Origin of the sequence: Bifidobacterium choloepi, from assembly GCF_010667615.1 — a bacterium.
Classification (GTDB): domain Bacteria; phylum Actinomycetota; class Actinomycetes; order Actinomycetales; family Bifidobacteriaceae; genus Bifidobacterium; species Bifidobacterium choloepi.
Window position 1 is genome coordinate 1,046,616 of record NZ_VYSG01000001.1, and the last position, 14,459, is coordinate 1,061,074.

Here is a 14,459-nt window from a genome sequence, read left to right on the forward strand (position 1 = left end):
ACGGTTACGCCTCCTCCTTCTTGGCATGCATGTTCTTCGGATTGTGGGGATCGTCGGCGGAGAATTCCTCGACTTTCCTGACGTCGAACATTTTCTTGAGCTCGTCAATTCCCACGTCGCCGGCGGCGTCCAGCGACTGGTCGGCCAGCGAGTAGCTGTCGTCTTCCGGACGCACGTCGCCGGACGGTCGGTCCTGTTCGGCGTCGCCGGACGGCGAGTCGGCCTCGTCGGGATGGAACGATGCTTCCGCATCCATGCCGGGAGCCATGTCGGGATGGAAGGGTGATTCTTCCGGGGCCGGTTCGGCATCGCGGGGGTCCGGGAACGGTTCGGCCGGCGCCGGGGCGTTGGCCCACGGATCGAAGTCGTCGTCCGGATCCGGCACGGCCACCTGCTTGCGGTGATGGGTGGTCTCTGCCGCGGCCTGCGCCGGAGCGTCCGTTTCCTGCTGGTGGTCGAAGAGGCCGGCAACGGACCGGGCGCCCGCGGGCGTGGCCCAGGGGTCCACGCCGTCGTCGCTCACGCCGGATACGAAGCGTCCACTGTCCGAGGGCTCGCGGCCCTCGTCACCTCCTTCCGAAGCGTCGGATGATGCATGCTGGCCGCCAGTGGCCTGGCCGTCACTGCGGGAGCCGCTGTCCGCGGTTGTCGGGGCGACACCGACCGGCGCCTGGCCCTTGAGGCTGTTGCGCAGGTTTTCCTTGAGCAGTTCGGCCTTGATTTTCTGCTGGGCGGCCGCGTCGAGCTTGCCGAACGGCGGCGCGGCCTGGCCGTCGGCCATCTTCTCGGTCGGTGCCAGCTGGACGCCGTCGCCGAAGAATTCGCGGACCTTGGCGCGCACGATCTTCTGGACGCTGTTCGTGTTGTCGACCGTTTCCTTGGCGACGGCCAGCGCGAACGCATACTTGCTCAGCGGCTTGTCGAACTTGATCCACAGTCGCATGTGACCGGAAGGCCGGTGCATCGACAGCAGCACGCGCGGCACCTTCGTCCGGTTGACGTACTGGGCGACGTCCTCGGGCAGGCTGGCAACGAGCCTGTCCCAGGTCTCGTCGGCCTTGTCCGCGCCGACGGTCACGGCGCCATGTCCGCCGGTGGCCGGAGCAGCCGGAGCGGCCGACGCTGGCGCCTGTCCGCCGGCATGCGATTGTTTCCCGGCACGCGGTGCGGCGTCGCCCGCATGCGCGGAGGCGCCGAATCCGCCAATGCCGTCGTCCACGAAGGCCTCGTCATGCAGGCCGTGGGCAACGGTAGCCGGAGCTTCGGCAGCCGGCGCCGCAGCCTGCGCAGGAGCAGTGGTCGGCGCGGCCGACGTGGTCGGCACCGTCGACGCGGTCGCCGTGGCCTGCTTGCGCGAACCGACGAAACCGCCACCGGACTGCGCGGCAGCCATCGACCGCGTCTTGGCGCTGGCGCTGCCGTCGTCGGGCAGCCCGGCACCGGCCACGGCGGCTCCGGCAGCGGCGGGGGCCGCGCCGACCGGCATGGCGACGGGAGCGAATCCGAGCTCGCGGCCGGCCATCAGGCGCGCGGCCAGCAGTTCCAGGCGCATGCGCGGCGAGACGGCGCCGGTCATCTCGGCCAGCGTGTCGTCCATCGTCTTCGCCATGCCGGTCAATGTCGCCAGGCCGAGGGCGGCGGCCTGGCGCCGCATGTCGTCGAGGTCTTCGGTGGCGGCCTCGTCGCCGAGAACCGATTCGGCCTGGTCGCCGCTCAATGTCAGCACGAGCAGGTCGCGTGTCCGGGCGAGCAGGTCCTCGACGAAGCGCCGCGGGTCGAAGCCACCGACGACGACTTTCTGGATGACGCCGTAGAGGGCGGCGCCGTCCTGGTCGACGATGGCGTCGATGGCATTGCCGATCAGCACGTCGGGCGTGAATCCCAGCAGCGCGACGGCCGACGAATACTGGATCGAGCCGTCGACGGCGCCGACCATCAGCTGGTCGAGCACCGACAGCGTGTCACGGACGGAGCCGCCGCCCGCGCGCATGGCCAGGCGCAGCACGCCCGGTTCGGGCTGGATGTGCTCCTGCTCGCAGATGCCCTCGAGATAGGGACCCATGATTTCCTGCGGCACCAGGCGGAACGGATAGTGATGGGTGCGCGAGCGAATAGTGCCGATGACCTTGTCGGGCTCCGTCGTCGCGAAGATGAACATCACGTGCTCCGGCGGTTCCTCGACAATCTTGAGCAGCGCATTGAAGCCCTGCTGCGTCACCATGTGCGCCTCGTCGAGAATGAAGATCTTGTAGCGGTCGCGGGCCGGAGCGAACCCGGCGCGTTCGCGCAGTTCGCGGGCGTCGTCGACGCCGTTGTGGCTCGCCGCGTCGATCTCGACGACGTCGATCGATCCGGGACCGCCCGTCGCCAGGTCGCGGCAGCTGTCGCACACGCCGCACGGCGTGGACGTCGGACCGTTCACGCAGTTGATGCAGCGCGCGAGGATGCGCGCCGAGCTGGTCTTGCCGCAGCCGCGGGGACCGGAGAACAGGTAGGCGTGCGTCAGCCTGTTGTCGTCGAGGGCGCGCATCAGCGGTACCGTGACCTGGTCCTGCCCGATCACTCCCTCGAACGTGTCCGGCCTGTACCGGCGATATAGCGCTAGTGCCATCGTGTTCCGTTCCGTTTCCGCAGTCGCCAGGGCGACTGCCTCGTGATGGCCACCGCTCCGCCGGGAGCGCACGGCCATGCCTTTCCGTGTTATCTAACCTACTGCCAACCCCGCCGGCAACACGAGTGAATGCCGCGGAATTCGTGTCAAACCGCGACGTGTCCGCGGGTCGCCGCCGGTCATCCGACGGCCGACAATCCGCAAATATTGACGTCGTCCGGGATGAATCGTCTACAATGTTGGCCAATCGCGTCCGGCGCTCCCCGGCGGACAAGGATGTGCCGCCTCGCCGCCGCGATGGGCAAAGGAGCAATCATGTCCGATCAGAAAGTCGCCATCGTCACCGGTTCCGCCCGCGGTATTGGCCGCGGCATCGCCCTCAAGCTCGCCCAGGACGGCTTCGACGTCGCCGTCGCCGACCTGCCCGCCCAGCGGGAGGATGCACAGACCACGCTCGACGAGATCGCCAAGCTTGGACGCCGCGCGTTCTTCCGCCCCACCGATGTCTCCGACCGCGATGCCGTGTTCGGCCTCGTCGACGACACGGTGGCGGAACTCGGCACGCTCGACGTCATGGTCAACAACGCCGGCATCTGCCAGATCGTCCCGATCACCGACGTGACCGAAGAGCAGCTGGAAACCATCTACCGCATCAACCTGTTCAGCGTCGTCTGGGGCATCCAGGCCGCGGCCGCCAAGTTCGGCGAACTCGGCAAGGAAAAGGGCAAGATCATTTCCGCCTCCTCCATCGCGGGCTTCGAGGGCTTCCCGATCCTGCCCGCCTACTCGTCGACGAAGTTCGCCGTCCGCGGCCTCACGCAGGCCGCCGCCAAGGAATTGGCCGCCCGCAACATCACCGTCAACGCCTACGCGCCGGGCATCGTCGACACCCCGATGTGGACGTACATCGACGAGGAGATGAGCAAGCTCAACGGCAAGCCGATCGGCCAGAACTTCAAGGACATGGTGGACACCATCGCGCTGGGCCGCTGCGAGTATCCGAGCGACGTCGCCGGCATCGTGTCCTTCCTGGCCAGCGACAACGCCGACTACGTGACCGGCCAGACGATCATCGTCGACGGCGGCATGCAGTACAGCTGACCGTCCTCCTTTCCGGGTTCCCGTCGGGTTCCCGGATTCCCGCCAGGTTCCCGGACTCTCGTTGGGTCTCCCGGCTCTCTCCGGGCCTGCGGATTCCTACCTAGCCGGGGCTCCCTCCGTCCCGGCCAGGAACTTGCCGGTGAGCGGATCGCGGCCGTCGCGGTGGATGGCCGCGATCGTGTCCGCCTCGTCGGTGTGGTCGTAGACCTCCCTGACTGCCGGCGGCACGAGCAGGCGCAGCCCGTTGGCCACGACGGACGCCTCGACCGGCACCGTGCCGACGTATTCGCCGTCGGCCATCAGGATCGGCGGCTCGTCGCCGTCGGGTCCGCGGGAGATGCGCACGTCGCGCACGCGCTGCCAGCCGAGGAACGGGCAGCTCAGGATGCGTCCGCAATACGCCCTCCTGATCGCCACGGCCACCTCGCGCAATGTCGGCTTGCGCTCGAGCCAGACCAGGTCGAGCATGCCGTCGTTGAACCGCGAATACGGCGAGACCTCGATGCCGCCGCCGATATGCCGCGAATTGGCTACCGTCAGCAGCGGCGTGGCCAGGTCGTATTCGCTGGCCGAGCCGTCGGCAAGCGTCGTCCGGATGTGGAAGCCGTAGTTGGTCAGGTGGAGCACGACGCGGATCAGCGCGACGAGATAGCGCAGCGAGCCGTTTGGCAGGTGCGAATGGTTCGCCAGGTCGTTCACGCGCGCGTCCAGTCCGCACGACAGCATGCCGGCGTAGTAGCGGTTCACCGGTTTCGGCTCGTCGTAGGCGTCGCCGGTCGTCGTGTCGACGGCGGTGCCGCCGGCGAGCGAGCGCACATGGCCGAGGTCGACTTCGACGTGGCAGTCGTGGACGATCGCGCCGACGATGCCCTCGACGGCGGTGTCGAGCCGGTTGACCGGCAGGCCGAGTCCGCGGGCGAAATCGTTGCCGGAGCCGATGGCGACGACGCCGAGCGGGCGACCGGTGCCGCCGACGACGTTGACGCCGAGCGAGATCATGCCGTCACCGCCGACGACGACGAGATAGTCGTAGTCGTCCCAGCGTTCGCGCGCATTGGCCGTCGAGCCGTCGAAGCTGTCGCCGGTCAGGTCGATGACGTCGAACCCGTGCACGTCGCCCTGGTCCCGCAGCAGCTCGAGCACCCGTTCGCTGGCCCTGGCGCCTTCGCCCTTCGCCGATGAAGGATTGCCGATGACGGCCACTGTCTTGCGTTCGCTTGTCATGCTTGTAACAGTAATAGGTCAGGCTCACTTCGTGGTGTTGATTTACCGGCTGACGTAGGACGATTCCCCGTTCCCTCCTTCCCGGGCACTCTCCCGGGTACTTCCCCGGCCAGCGATGTCCCGGCGCCCGGGACCTCACTGGCATGGCACGGGTCCGGCCCGCGACATCGCGTTGGCATTCGCCAGCAGCGGGATGCCGGTGGCCACCTGCACGCCGACCTGGACGTCGCCGTCCTCGACGACGCACTCCGTCTGTTCGGCGCCGTTGGCCTGCGTTGTCCGCTGCGCCGCCAGGCAGCCGGCGCTGGACGACGCTCCCCCGAGGACGGCGGTCGCCCCGGCGATGGCCGCCAGGTCGGCCGCCGTTCTCGCCCGGTGCTGGCACAGCAGGATGTCGGCGCCGGCGGCCAGCACCGTCAGCAACAGGCCCACGGCGGCGACGAGTGCCACGCCCACCACCGTGATGGTGCCTTCGTCATCGTGTCGGTCGCCCATGCGCCGTTCCTTTCTCCCGTGTCTCTCGTGTCATGTCGCGGTTGCCGTGCCGTTCGTGTGCGTCGTCCGCTTCGCGATGCCGGTTCGTGATGCCGGTTCGTGATGCCGGTTCGCGGTGCCGGTTCGCGGTGCCGGTTCACGGTGCCGGCCCGCGGGCAGCACCGACCGCCGTCACTGCCGTACGTTGACGGCGGTGACGGTGACGGTGGTGGGCAGGACGTGCAGCGGATCCGGCACGACGGCACATGTCGTCGTGACCGTCACGGTGTCCTGCGCCGTGGCGATGGCCAGCTGCACGTCCGTCGACGTCGAGGACTGCGCAATGCCCTCGACGTCGGCATTGTCGCCCTGGAGGACAAGAACCCGGGCCACGTTCGCCGCCGCTTCCTGGCATTCCATCGAGACGACGGATGCACGGGCCATGTAGAGCAGCAACGAGGCCAGGACGATCACCATCGGCATGACCACCGCGAATTCCGCGGTGGCGGCGCCGTCGTCTTCGCGGCGCGGGGCGTCGCGGAAACGTTGGCGACCGTCCGGGTCGTCGCCTGTCCGGCGGCGACCGCGGTCCGGGTTCCCGTGTGTCGCGATCATCTAGCTCACGCTCAGCGCGTTCTGGATGATGTTGGTCAGGGTGGTCTTCACCGTATCCGATTTCAATATCGCCATCAGCACGGCTGCAAATCCGGTGGCGGCCACGAGTACGACGGCGTACTCCGCGGTCGCGGCACCTTCTTCCGGTTCCGCCGAAATCGAACGCATCCGGAGCTCCAGGGCCACGAGGCCCCGGCGTACCGTCTGCGTCAGGCGTTCCATCCGGTCACCGACCTTCGGTTCCAAGAGTGGCCGCCCAACATCGTTGTTGAGGACCATGCGTGTCATGTGTCGTTGATTCCTTTCTTGTCGTCATGGACGGGATCGATCTTCGGTTATGGGAGATGTCGGCCGAACATCTGTTCCGGCGGTGACCGGATACCCTCCACTGTGCTCCCGGCGGCAAGCCGGAGCCAACTTTTCCGGGGGCTGTGGGCGGATGACCGGTTTTCCACAGCCATCGCTTTTCGCAGGCCATCGCCTTTCGCAGGCCACCGTTGTTTCACGGGCCGCCGCGGCGCCTACGCCTGCATGGCGAACGAGACGATTGCCGGCACGATCGCCAGCAGCAGGAACGCCGGCAGGAAGCACAGCCCCATCGGCATCAGCAACCTGACCGACAGGCGCGAGGCGCGTTGCTCGATCGCCATGCGTTCGGCCGCGTCGAGTCGTTCGGCTGCCGCGTCGAGCTGGATGTCGGCGCCGCAGCCGTCTTCCCACGGCGAGCGCAGCGCATCCCGCAACAGCATCGTCGTCGTCTCGGCCGCCAGCGTCGCCTCGCCGTCGGCCCCCGGTTCTTCTCCGTCGTCGGACTTGTCGAGCTCGCCGATCCCGTCGCGACGGCACGGCCGCCACGCTTCGTGCCAGGTAGCGCCGGCGAGCAGCGCATGCGCGGCGTGCCGCATGGCCGCGCCGACCGGGCCGCCGCATACGTCGCCGACCGACTGCAGCGCGGCGGGGATGGACGCGCCCTGCCGCATGGTCACGGCCACGAGCTCGAGGACGAGTGCCGGGCCCAGATGGAGCGCGCCGGACGGGGAGCCGGACGAATCGTCCATGAGCAGGCGGATCCACGCCAGGCCGAGCGCATAGCAGCCGGCGCCGGCGAACAGGCACAGCAAGCCGGACGGTGAGCCGAACAGGAAGGCGAGCGGCCGGGCGCCGAGCAGGCCGGCGAGCAGCAGCGTGGCCGGGGGCAGCACTGTCAGCATCTGGACGGTCGCCTTCGGCACGGCGAAGGCGCTGGCTTGCAGGTCGTCGCGCAGCTTGCCGCGCCGGCAGCTGCGCGCGACGGCCGCGACGGCATCGGCGGCACGGCAACCCGTCGCCGCCGACAGCCGGCACGCTGCCGCCAGCCCGCTCGCCGCCTGCCGGGCGAGGGCGGGTTTCTCGTCGCGGCGGCGGCACGATTCGAGCGTCTCTCCGAGGCCGTCGGCGTCGAGGTCGCCTGTCAGCGTCACGAAGCCGGACGCCGGCACCGCGGCATCCGCGGGCATCGCGCGCCGCAATGCGTCGCCGACCGACGAGCCGGCCTTGAGGTGGGCGACGAGCGCCATCAGCACGGCGTCGACACCGATCCCGTCCGGCCGGCGCTGCCTGTTCTGTCCGGGCCATCGCGTCCAACGACCGCCACCCGTGCCGGCAACCCCTCCAGCAGCCCCGCCAGCAGCCCCGCCGGCGACCCCGCCGGCGACCCCGCTAACGACGATGCCGCCGCCACTCCCGCCCGACTCGCCATCGTCCGCCCCGCCCTGCTCCGGCCGCCCGAGGTCGCCGAGCCTGCGTTCGGCGACGGAACCGGAGCCCGTCGTCAGTGCCAGCGCCACGATGCCGAAGACGGCGAGCGCCATCGCGATTGTTTCCATGGTGTCTCCTCGTGACGGGGCAATGACCGGATCGCCGTGACCGGACCGGAACGATTCGTCGCATCCGGATGGGAACGATTCGCCGCGGCCGGGCCGTCACGCGGCCATCGTGCCGCCCCAGCGGGCGGCGAACGGCTGCCAGCGGTCGGTGATCGAGAAGGCGCCGTGACCGTCCCACGACGCGACGACGTGGCCGGTCAGCCGTTCTTCGTCGCCGTCGAGATCGAGGACGCCGAGTTCGCCGATGAACCGGTGGGCGCCGGACCTTCTCATGAAGCAGACGACGTCGAAGGCGCCGGCCGCCAGCAATTCGAGCGCATTGGGCTCGAGGCCGGCGAGCAGGCCGAGCGCCGCCAGCCTGGCCGGCACCCGGCCGACGCCGTCGGCGTGCAGCGTCGTCATGCCGCCGCTGTGGCCGGAGTTGAGCGCCCGCAGCAGGTCGGCGATTTCCTCGCCGCGGCATTCGCCTACGACGATGCGGTCGGGCCGCATGCGCAGCGTCGCCTTGACGAGCTGGGACAGTCCGACGGCGCCGGCGCCCTCGACATTCGGCTGCCGCGCCATCAGCGAGACGGTGTGGGGATGGCCGACGGCGCCGAGTTCGCGGACTTCCTCGACGGTGACGATTCGCTCGTTGGCGGCGCATTCCAGCATCAGGGCCTTGAGCAGCGTCGTCTTGCCGCTGCCTGTGCCGCCGGCGACGAGGATGTTCGCGTGGCCGTCGACGAGCGCGCGCAGCAGTTCCATCCACGCGGGCGGACACAGGCCGGCCATGCCGAGCGACGCGAGGTCGGCGGCCACGCGGTCGGGCAGCCGGATCGAGATGGCGGCGCCGGCGGGCACGATCGGCGCGATGACGGCATGCACTCTCGTGCCGTCCGGCGCGCAGGCGTCGGCGATCGGGCTGGCGTCGTCGAGCCGGCAGCCGAGCTGGGCGCACAGTTGCACGGCGAACCGGCGCAGCACGGCGGCCGACGTCAGCGGAATCGGCGTCCGCACCTCCTCCATGCCACGCCCGCGGTCGATCCATATGGTCCCCTCGCACGTGACGACGATGTCGGTGACGACGCCGTCGGCGGCCAGCTGCGACAGCGGGCCGAGCTCGAGCGCGCTCATCGCCGGCCGCCCTCGATGCCGCACAGGTCCAGGACGAGGCCGGCAATGCCGTCGAGCACGCGGCGCTGCCGGCGCGACATGCCGGCGAGTCCGCGGCCCTCGAGCATGTCGAGCGCGAGCTGCGGGTCGGCCAGCAGCGGGCCGTGGACGGTGTGGCCGAGGTAGTCGCCCAAGGCGTCCGGCGACAGCGCGCCGCGTCCGCGCGACGACCCGAACGGTTCCGCGCCGATGATGAGCATGCGCCTCGCCGTCCCGTCACGGTCACCGATTCCGTTGCGGTCGTCACGGCCAGCACGGCCGGCACGGCCGTCACGATCGTCATGTCCGTCGCGGCCGCCGCCTCCGCTCGCCGCGTTCCCCGCGTGTCTCGCTTTCCCGTCATGCTCCGCCTCCGCCAGCACGGCGCGGTGGACGACGGCGTCGGGAATGCCGGCAGCGAGCCATTCGAGCTGCATGCGGCCGCGGGCGGCGCCGAGGACCGACAGCTGGACGACGGGCACTTGGACGGCGGCGGCGAGCGCCGGCACTTCGCGCAGCAGCGCGCCGCGGCCGGCGTCGACGACGACGATGGCGCACCATCCGGCGAGCGCCGTAACGGCCGCGTGGATGTCCCACCAGGCCGGCGGCTCGCCGGACTGCCAGGGCCCGAACGCCAGCAGTCGCACGCCGTCGTGCCAGACCGGCAGGTCGTGCCAGAGCGCGGCGCCGTCGAGCGTGCCGAGCGGCGCGTGGACGTCGTGCCAGCGCAGGCCGTTTTCGCGTTCGGCGCCGAGCAGCACGTCGAGGCCGCCGCTGGCGGTGCCGATGTCGGCATCGACGAGCGCCACGCGTGGCACCGTTTCGTCGCCAGGCCGGTCGGCGAGCGCTGTCGCGAGCATTGCCGCGAACGTCGACGTGCCGGCGCCGCCGGTTGCCGACGTCAGCACGACGACGTTGCCGGATGTCCCGTCGTCCGGCGCGGCCGGCGCGGCCGGCATGGCCGGCATGGTGTCCGGAAACGACATGTCCGGAAACGGCGTATTCGGTGACGGCGTATCCGGGAACGGCATGTTCGGGGACGGCATGGCCGGGGACGGCGATTTCCGGGCTCGCGTCGGCGTGGCCGGCGTGGTCGGCGTCATCGGCATCGTCGGCGCCATCGGCGTCGCGGGCGTCGTTGACATTGTTGGCAGTGTTGGCATCGTGGTCATGGTTCGATTCAACCGGCGGTGCTACGCGCCGGGCAACTTTCCACGCCGTTGTGGACGGCTGCCCCGGATTCCACAGGGTGGCCTATTCGAGCTTGCCAATCCTCCACAGGTGAGCGCCGCCGCGCAGGTCCTTCGCCGTCTGCGTCAGGTTGCCGGCCGTGTGCAGCAGCCGCGCGGCCTTCGTGCGCAGGTCGCCGTCGTGTTCGGCGATGGCCGCCCGGGACGTCAGCCGCCTGGCCTGGATGCGCAGTCCGAGCACGATGACCTCGACGAACGCGGCGGCACGGTCGAGCGCCATCGCGAAGTCGCCGCGGAACGCGCCACGCAGGATCGAGTCGGCGGTGCGCACGAGGTCGTCCTCGGTCGGCGCCGAATCGACGCCGGCGACGGCCGAGGCGCTCGTGACCATCGGCTCGCCGAGCCGCCACAGCCTCGTGACGGCCTCGCGGTGCAGGCGCACCCACGACCGCAGGCAGTACAGGCGCCACAGCACGCCGGGCAGCGAGTCCGGTTCGGCGTGGCTCCACAGTTCGGCGATGACGTCGACGCCTTCGCGGTCGACGATCGTCAGCACGCGCTCGACGACGGCCGGATCGGCCGTCGAGTGGACGTGGTCGAGCAGCGCGGCGGCCGTCGCGTGGCTCATTTCGGTAACGTATTCGGGGTCGAGGCCGCCGACGATGTTGTCGGCGATCGCCTGGTCGAGCTGGCCCGGCCGCGACGGGCGCGGCGAGCCGGTATGCGTGAATCCGGATCCGGACGAGACGATCGAGCCGGAGCCAAAATGCATCGAGTTAGTAGACAAGAGGCAGGACTTTCTGTATGTCGATGATCCGCGGACCGTGCGGCGTGCTTATCCAGAATAGCGCGAGCGCGCTGCCGGTCGGCATGTACGGCGACTTCGCGGCGAGCTGCTTGCCGAGCGTCCGCGTGGCGCACATCGGCCGCAGGCGGTCGAACATGCCGCCGATGACGGGCCGGTGCATGCAGATTGCCGTCGTCGACGACGAGCCGACGGTCTGCTGGATCTGCGCGAAGAAGGCCGCCCACGTTTCGGCCGGGTCGGCGGCGAACGAGTCCTCGGTCAGCGCCTCGACGTATTCCATCGGCCGCTTCGTCTGCCACGAGAGCATCTGGATCGTCTGCTGGCAGCGCATCCACGGCGACGTCACGAGCCTCGTCGGGTTGTAGCAGGCCAGTTCGCGGTTGAGCGCGTACGCATCGGCCGCTCCCTTCGGCGTGATCGGCCGGTTCTCCTCGGTGCCGTCCCAGAGCTTGCGCGATTCGGCCTTGCCGTGCCGCACGATGAGCACGGTGTGCGCGGCCGCCGCGCCTTCCTCGATCCGGTCGACGAACAGCGCGAGGATGTCGCGGTCGGTCGAGTGGGTCAGTTTCCTGCGGGCCGCCGTCACCGGCAGCCATTCGACGTCGTTGATCTCGCCGAGGTCGGCCGGATGGACCGGTCCGAACGCGTCGCGCAGGTGCCGCGCGTCGGCGGAGTCGATGACGGTCGCCATCCAGTACTCGACGTGCTTGACCTGTCCGGACTTCGCGGACGATCCGCGCGTCTTCTTGCCTTCCGAGGACATCGGATAGGCGACGTCGCCAAGGTAGGGACCGAGCGCCACGTGGCAGCCGGTCTCCTCGCCGATCTCGCGCACGGCGGCGTGACGGAACGTCTCGTTCGGTTCGAGCTTGCCCTTCGGCCAGCTCCAATCGTCGTATTTCGGCCGGTGCACGAGGCACACTTCCAGCCCGTTCAGCGGGTCGACGTCGGCCGTCCATCCCGCCGGCCGGCTGCCCGTCGCGCCGTTCGTGCCCGGGCCGTCCTTGCGCCAGCGATAGAGAATGCCTCCGGCCGCTTCCACTGTTCGTGTCTTGCTCATGCCACCCATCTTAAGGGGGCGTCGGCGTCGTGTTCGCGCTCGGAAAGGCGGAGGGATCGTTCCGCCAATCCGGAACGATCCCTCCGCCAACGTGCCTTCCCGGCGACAAGCCGCACGGCGCTCAGCTGTTCGAGCGCGGCCTGCGCATGTGCTTCTTGATCAGGAACTCCTGGCAGTCGACGAGCGGCTTGCCTTCGGCGTCCTTCGAATGACGCTCGTAGGTGCCGTCCGGCTGCATGTGCCAGGATGCCGTCGTGTCCGCCATCTGCAGGTCGACGTAGTTGATGAGCTCCTCGACCTGCTCCGGGGCGGTGATGCGCACGAGCGCCTCGACGCGGCGGTCGAGGTTGCGGTGCATCAGGTCGGCCGAGCCGATCCACACTTCCGGTCCGGCGATCGGGCCCTCGCCGATCTGCGGACCGTTCGAGTTCGCGAACGCGTAGATGCGGCTGTGCTCGAGGAAGCGGCCGAGGATCGAGCGCACGCGGATGTTCTCGCTCAGGCCGGGGACGCCGGGCTTGAGGGCGCAGATGCCGCGCTCGACAATGTCGATCTTGACGCCGGCCTGGCTGGCGCGGTACAGCGCGTCGATCGTCTTCTCGTCGACGATCGAGTTGACCTTGATCTTGATCCACGCTTCCTTGCCGGCGCGGGCTGCGGCTTCCTCGCGCTGGATGCGCTGGATCAGGCCGGTGCGCACGGTGCGCGGCGCGACGAGCAGGCGGTGAAAGCTCGACTTCGGCGCGTAGCCGGACAGCTGGTTGAACAGGCGCGTCATGTCCTGGCCGACGACCGGGTCGCAGGTGAGCAGGCCGAGGTCGGTGTAGATGCGCGCCGTCTTCGGGTTGTAGTTGCCGGTGCCCACGTGGCAGTAGCGCTTGAGGCCGTCGGCTTCCTGGCGCACGACGAGCGAGAGCTTGCAGTGGGTCTTCAGGCCGACAATGCCGTAGACGACGTGCACGCCGGCGCGTTCGAGCTTGCGGGCCCACGCGATGTTGGCGTCCTCGTCGAAGCGGGCCTTGAGCTCCACCAGCGCCAGCACCTGCTTGCCGGCGTGGGCGGCGTCGATCAGCGCGTCGATGATCGGCGAGTCCGACGACGTGCGGTACAGCGTCTGCTTGATGGCGAGGACCTTCGGGTCGGCGGCGGCCTGCGCGAGGAACGCCTGGACCGACGTCGAGAACGAATCGTACGGGTGGTGCAGCAGGATGTCGTGCTCGCGGATGGCGGCGAAGATGTCCTGCGCGCGGCTCGACTCGACCTCGGCGATCTGGCGGTTCGTCGTCGGCACGAACGGCGGGAACTTGAGGTCCGGCCGGTCGATCGCGCCGAGTTCGTAGAGCACGGTGGCGTCGAGCGGCGTCGGCAGGCGGTACACCTCGTCGGCCGTCACGCCGAGCTGGTCGGCGAGCAGCTGCGAGAGGAACGGCGACGTCGCGTCGGAGATCTCGAGGCGGATCGGCGGTCCGAAGCGGCGGCGCAGCAGTTCCTTCTCGATCGCGTTGAGCAGGTTCTCGGCGTCGTCCTCCTCGACGTCGATGTCCTCGTTGCGCGTGACGCGGAACGAGCGCGCCTCCTTGATGATCATGCCCGGGAACAGCGATTCGAGGTGGGCGATGATGAGGTTCTCCATCGTGATGAAGCCGTAGCGCACGTCGTGGGCCTCGTCGGCCGTCATGTCGTCGACCGGCACGAGGCGGTTGAGGTTGTCCGGGATCTTGACGCGGGCGAAGTGCGACTTGCCGCTCGTCGGGTTCTCGACGAGGACGGCGAGGTTGATCGAGTTGCCGGAGATGTACGGGAACGGGTGGGCCGGATCGACGGCCAGCGGGGTCAGGACCGGGAAGACCTGCTGGCGGTAGTAGCGCGACAGGCGTTCCTGCTCGGAGACGGTGAGCTTGTCCCAGTCGAGCAGCACGATGTTTTCCCTGGCCAGGTCGGGCAGGATGTGGTCCACGACGTAGTGGGCGTGCTCGTCCTGCAGCTGGTGGGCGTGCTCACCGATCGCGCGCAGCTGCTGGCGCGGACTCAGGCCGGAGGCGGCAGTCACGGCGATGCCGGTGTCGATTCGGCGCTTGAGGCCGGCGACGCGGACCATGAAGAACTCGTCGAGGTTGCTCGCGAAGATCGCGGCGAAGCTTGCGCGCTCGATGATCGGCAGGTCCTCGTCCTGGGCGAGCTCCAGCACTCGCTTGTTGAACTTCAGCCAGCTCAGTTCGCGATCGAAGAACCGGTCCGGCGGCAGCGGCGCCGCGTCGGCCTGGACGTCGCTTTTGTCCGGCTTGTCGGTCTCCGCGATGTGTTCGGCGATCTGGCTGCGCAGAAACGCCTTCGAGGGTGCATCAAAAATCTGACTCATAGTCACTACTGTACGGGG

Annotated in this window: 12 protein-coding genes; 1 reads left to right on the top strand and 11 read right to left on the bottom strand. The window is 69.3% G+C overall.

Features of this window, described 5'->3' with window-relative positions; all coding sequences use genetic code 11:
- Positions 1-4: 4 nt before the first annotated feature.
- Positions 5-2,611 (bottom strand): DNA polymerase III subunit gamma/tau, encoded by a 2,607-nt coding sequence (dnaX, locus tag F6S87_RS04290; protein ID WP_163227361.1) that lies wholly within the window; start codon positions 2,609-2,611, stop codon positions 5-7.
- Positions 2,612-2,926: 315 nt separating this feature from the next.
- On the opposite strand from dnaX, the gene F6S87_RS04295 reads away from it, so the two are divergent.
- Positions 2,927-3,712: an acetoin reductase gene (locus F6S87_RS04295; protein WP_163227362.1), complete on the top strand. Its 786-nt coding sequence runs from the start codon at positions 2,927-2,929 to the stop codon at positions 3,710-3,712.
- A gap of 96 nt (positions 3,713-3,808) precedes the next feature.
- Here F6S87_RS04295 and F6S87_RS04300 read toward each other — a convergent pair whose 3' ends face one another.
- The 10 genes from F6S87_RS04300 to F6S87_RS04345 form a co-directional block, all read right to left on the bottom strand.
- Complete coding sequence (locus F6S87_RS04300) at positions 3,809-4,951, bottom strand: diacylglycerol/lipid kinase family protein (protein ID WP_407925110.1); 1,143 nt, start codon at positions 4,949-4,951, stop codon at positions 3,809-3,811.
- Positions 4,952-5,071: 120 nt separating this feature from the next.
- Entirely contained in the window at positions 5,072-5,431 is a 360-nt protein-coding gene (locus F6S87_RS04305; protein ID WP_163227364.1) for an Rv3654c family TadE-like protein, read from the bottom strand.
- 171 nt (positions 5,432-5,602) lie between these two features.
- Positions 5,603-6,025: a TadE/TadG family type IV pilus assembly protein gene (locus tag F6S87_RS04310; RefSeq protein WP_163227365.1), complete on the bottom strand. Its 423-nt coding sequence runs from the start codon at positions 6,023-6,025 to the stop codon at positions 5,603-5,605.
- A complete protein-coding gene (locus F6S87_RS04315; RefSeq protein ID WP_231129381.1) occupies positions 6,026-6,247 on the bottom strand; it encodes a DUF4244 domain-containing protein in 222 nt (73 codons plus the stop codon). It lies immediately after the preceding gene.
- A 299-nt stretch (positions 6,248-6,546) separates the two neighbouring features.
- Positions 6,547-7,890 (bottom strand): type II secretion system F family protein, encoded by a 1,344-nt coding sequence (locus F6S87_RS04320; RefSeq protein ID WP_163227366.1) that lies wholly within the window; start codon positions 7,888-7,890, stop codon positions 6,547-6,549.
- 96 nt (positions 7,891-7,986) lie between these two features.
- Positions 7,987-9,006 (bottom strand): CpaF family protein, encoded by a 1,020-nt coding sequence (locus F6S87_RS04325; protein ID WP_163227367.1) that lies wholly within the window; start codon positions 9,004-9,006, stop codon positions 7,987-7,989.
- The gene (locus tag F6S87_RS04330; protein WP_163227368.1) at positions 9,003-10,169 is read right to left on the bottom strand and encodes a hypothetical protein; all 1,167 of its coding nucleotides are present in this window, start codon (positions 10,167-10,169) and stop codon (positions 9,003-9,005) included. Before F6S87_RS04330 ends, F6S87_RS04325 begins: the two co-directional genes overlap by 4 nt.
- A 109-nt stretch (positions 10,170-10,278) precedes the next feature.
- The gene (locus F6S87_RS04335) at positions 10,279-10,986 is read right to left on the bottom strand and encodes a hypothetical protein (RefSeq protein ID WP_163227584.1); all 708 of its coding nucleotides are present in this window, start codon (positions 10,984-10,986) and stop codon (positions 10,279-10,281) included.
- A 4-nt stretch (positions 10,987-10,990) separates the two neighbouring features.
- Positions 10,991-12,082 carry an NUDIX hydrolase gene (locus tag F6S87_RS04340; RefSeq protein ID WP_163227369.1) on the bottom strand — a complete coding sequence of 364 codons (1,092 nt, stop codon included), beginning with the start codon at positions 12,080-12,082 and terminating at the stop codon, positions 10,991-10,993.
- Positions 12,083-12,203: 121 nt separating this feature from the next.
- On the bottom strand, positions 12,204-14,441 hold the full coding sequence (locus F6S87_RS04345; protein ID WP_163227370.1) for an RNA degradosome polyphosphate kinase: 2,238 nt from the start codon (positions 14,439-14,441) through the stop codon (positions 12,204-12,206).
- Positions 14,442-14,459 lie beyond the last annotated feature (18 nt).

Coding starts and splice junctions, on each gene's coding strand:
- F6S87_RS04325 (WP_163227367.1), bottom strand. CDS start 9,006: ATGAGCGCGCTCGAGCTCGGCCCGCTGTCGCAGCTGGCCGCCGACGGC.
- F6S87_RS04345 (WP_163227370.1), bottom strand. CDS start 14,441: ATGAGTCAGATTTTTGATGCACCCTCGAAGGCGTTTCTGCGCAGCCAG.
- F6S87_RS04330 (WP_163227368.1), bottom strand. CDS start 10,169: ATGTCAACGACGCCCGCGACGCCGATGGCGCCGACGATGCCGATGACG.
- dnaX (WP_163227361.1), bottom strand. CDS start 2,611: ATGGCACTAGCGCTATATCGCCGGTACAGGCCGGACACGTTCGAGGGA.
- F6S87_RS04305 (WP_163227364.1), bottom strand. CDS start 5,431: ATGGGCGACCGACACGATGACGAAGGCACCATCACGGTGGTGGGCGTG.
- F6S87_RS04340 (WP_163227369.1), bottom strand. CDS start 12,082: ATGAGCAAGACACGAACAGTGGAAGCGGCCGGAGGCATTCTCTATCGC.
- F6S87_RS04315 (WP_231129381.1), bottom strand. CDS start 6,247: ATGGAACGCCTGACGCAGACGGTACGCCGGGGCCTCGTGGCCCTGGAG.
- F6S87_RS04335 (WP_163227584.1), bottom strand. CDS start 10,986: ATGCATTTTGGCTCCGGCTCGATCGTCTCGTCCGGATCCGGATTCACG.
- F6S87_RS04320 (WP_163227366.1), bottom strand. CDS start 7,890: ATGGAAACAATCGCGATGGCGCTCGCCGTCTTCGGCATCGTGGCGCTG.
- F6S87_RS04310 (WP_163227365.1), bottom strand. CDS start 6,025: ATGATCGCGACACACGGGAACCCGGACCGCGGTCGCCGCCGGACAGGC.
- F6S87_RS04295 (WP_163227362.1), top strand. CDS start 2,927: ATGTCCGATCAGAAAGTCGCCATCGTCACCGGTTCCGCCCGCGGTATT.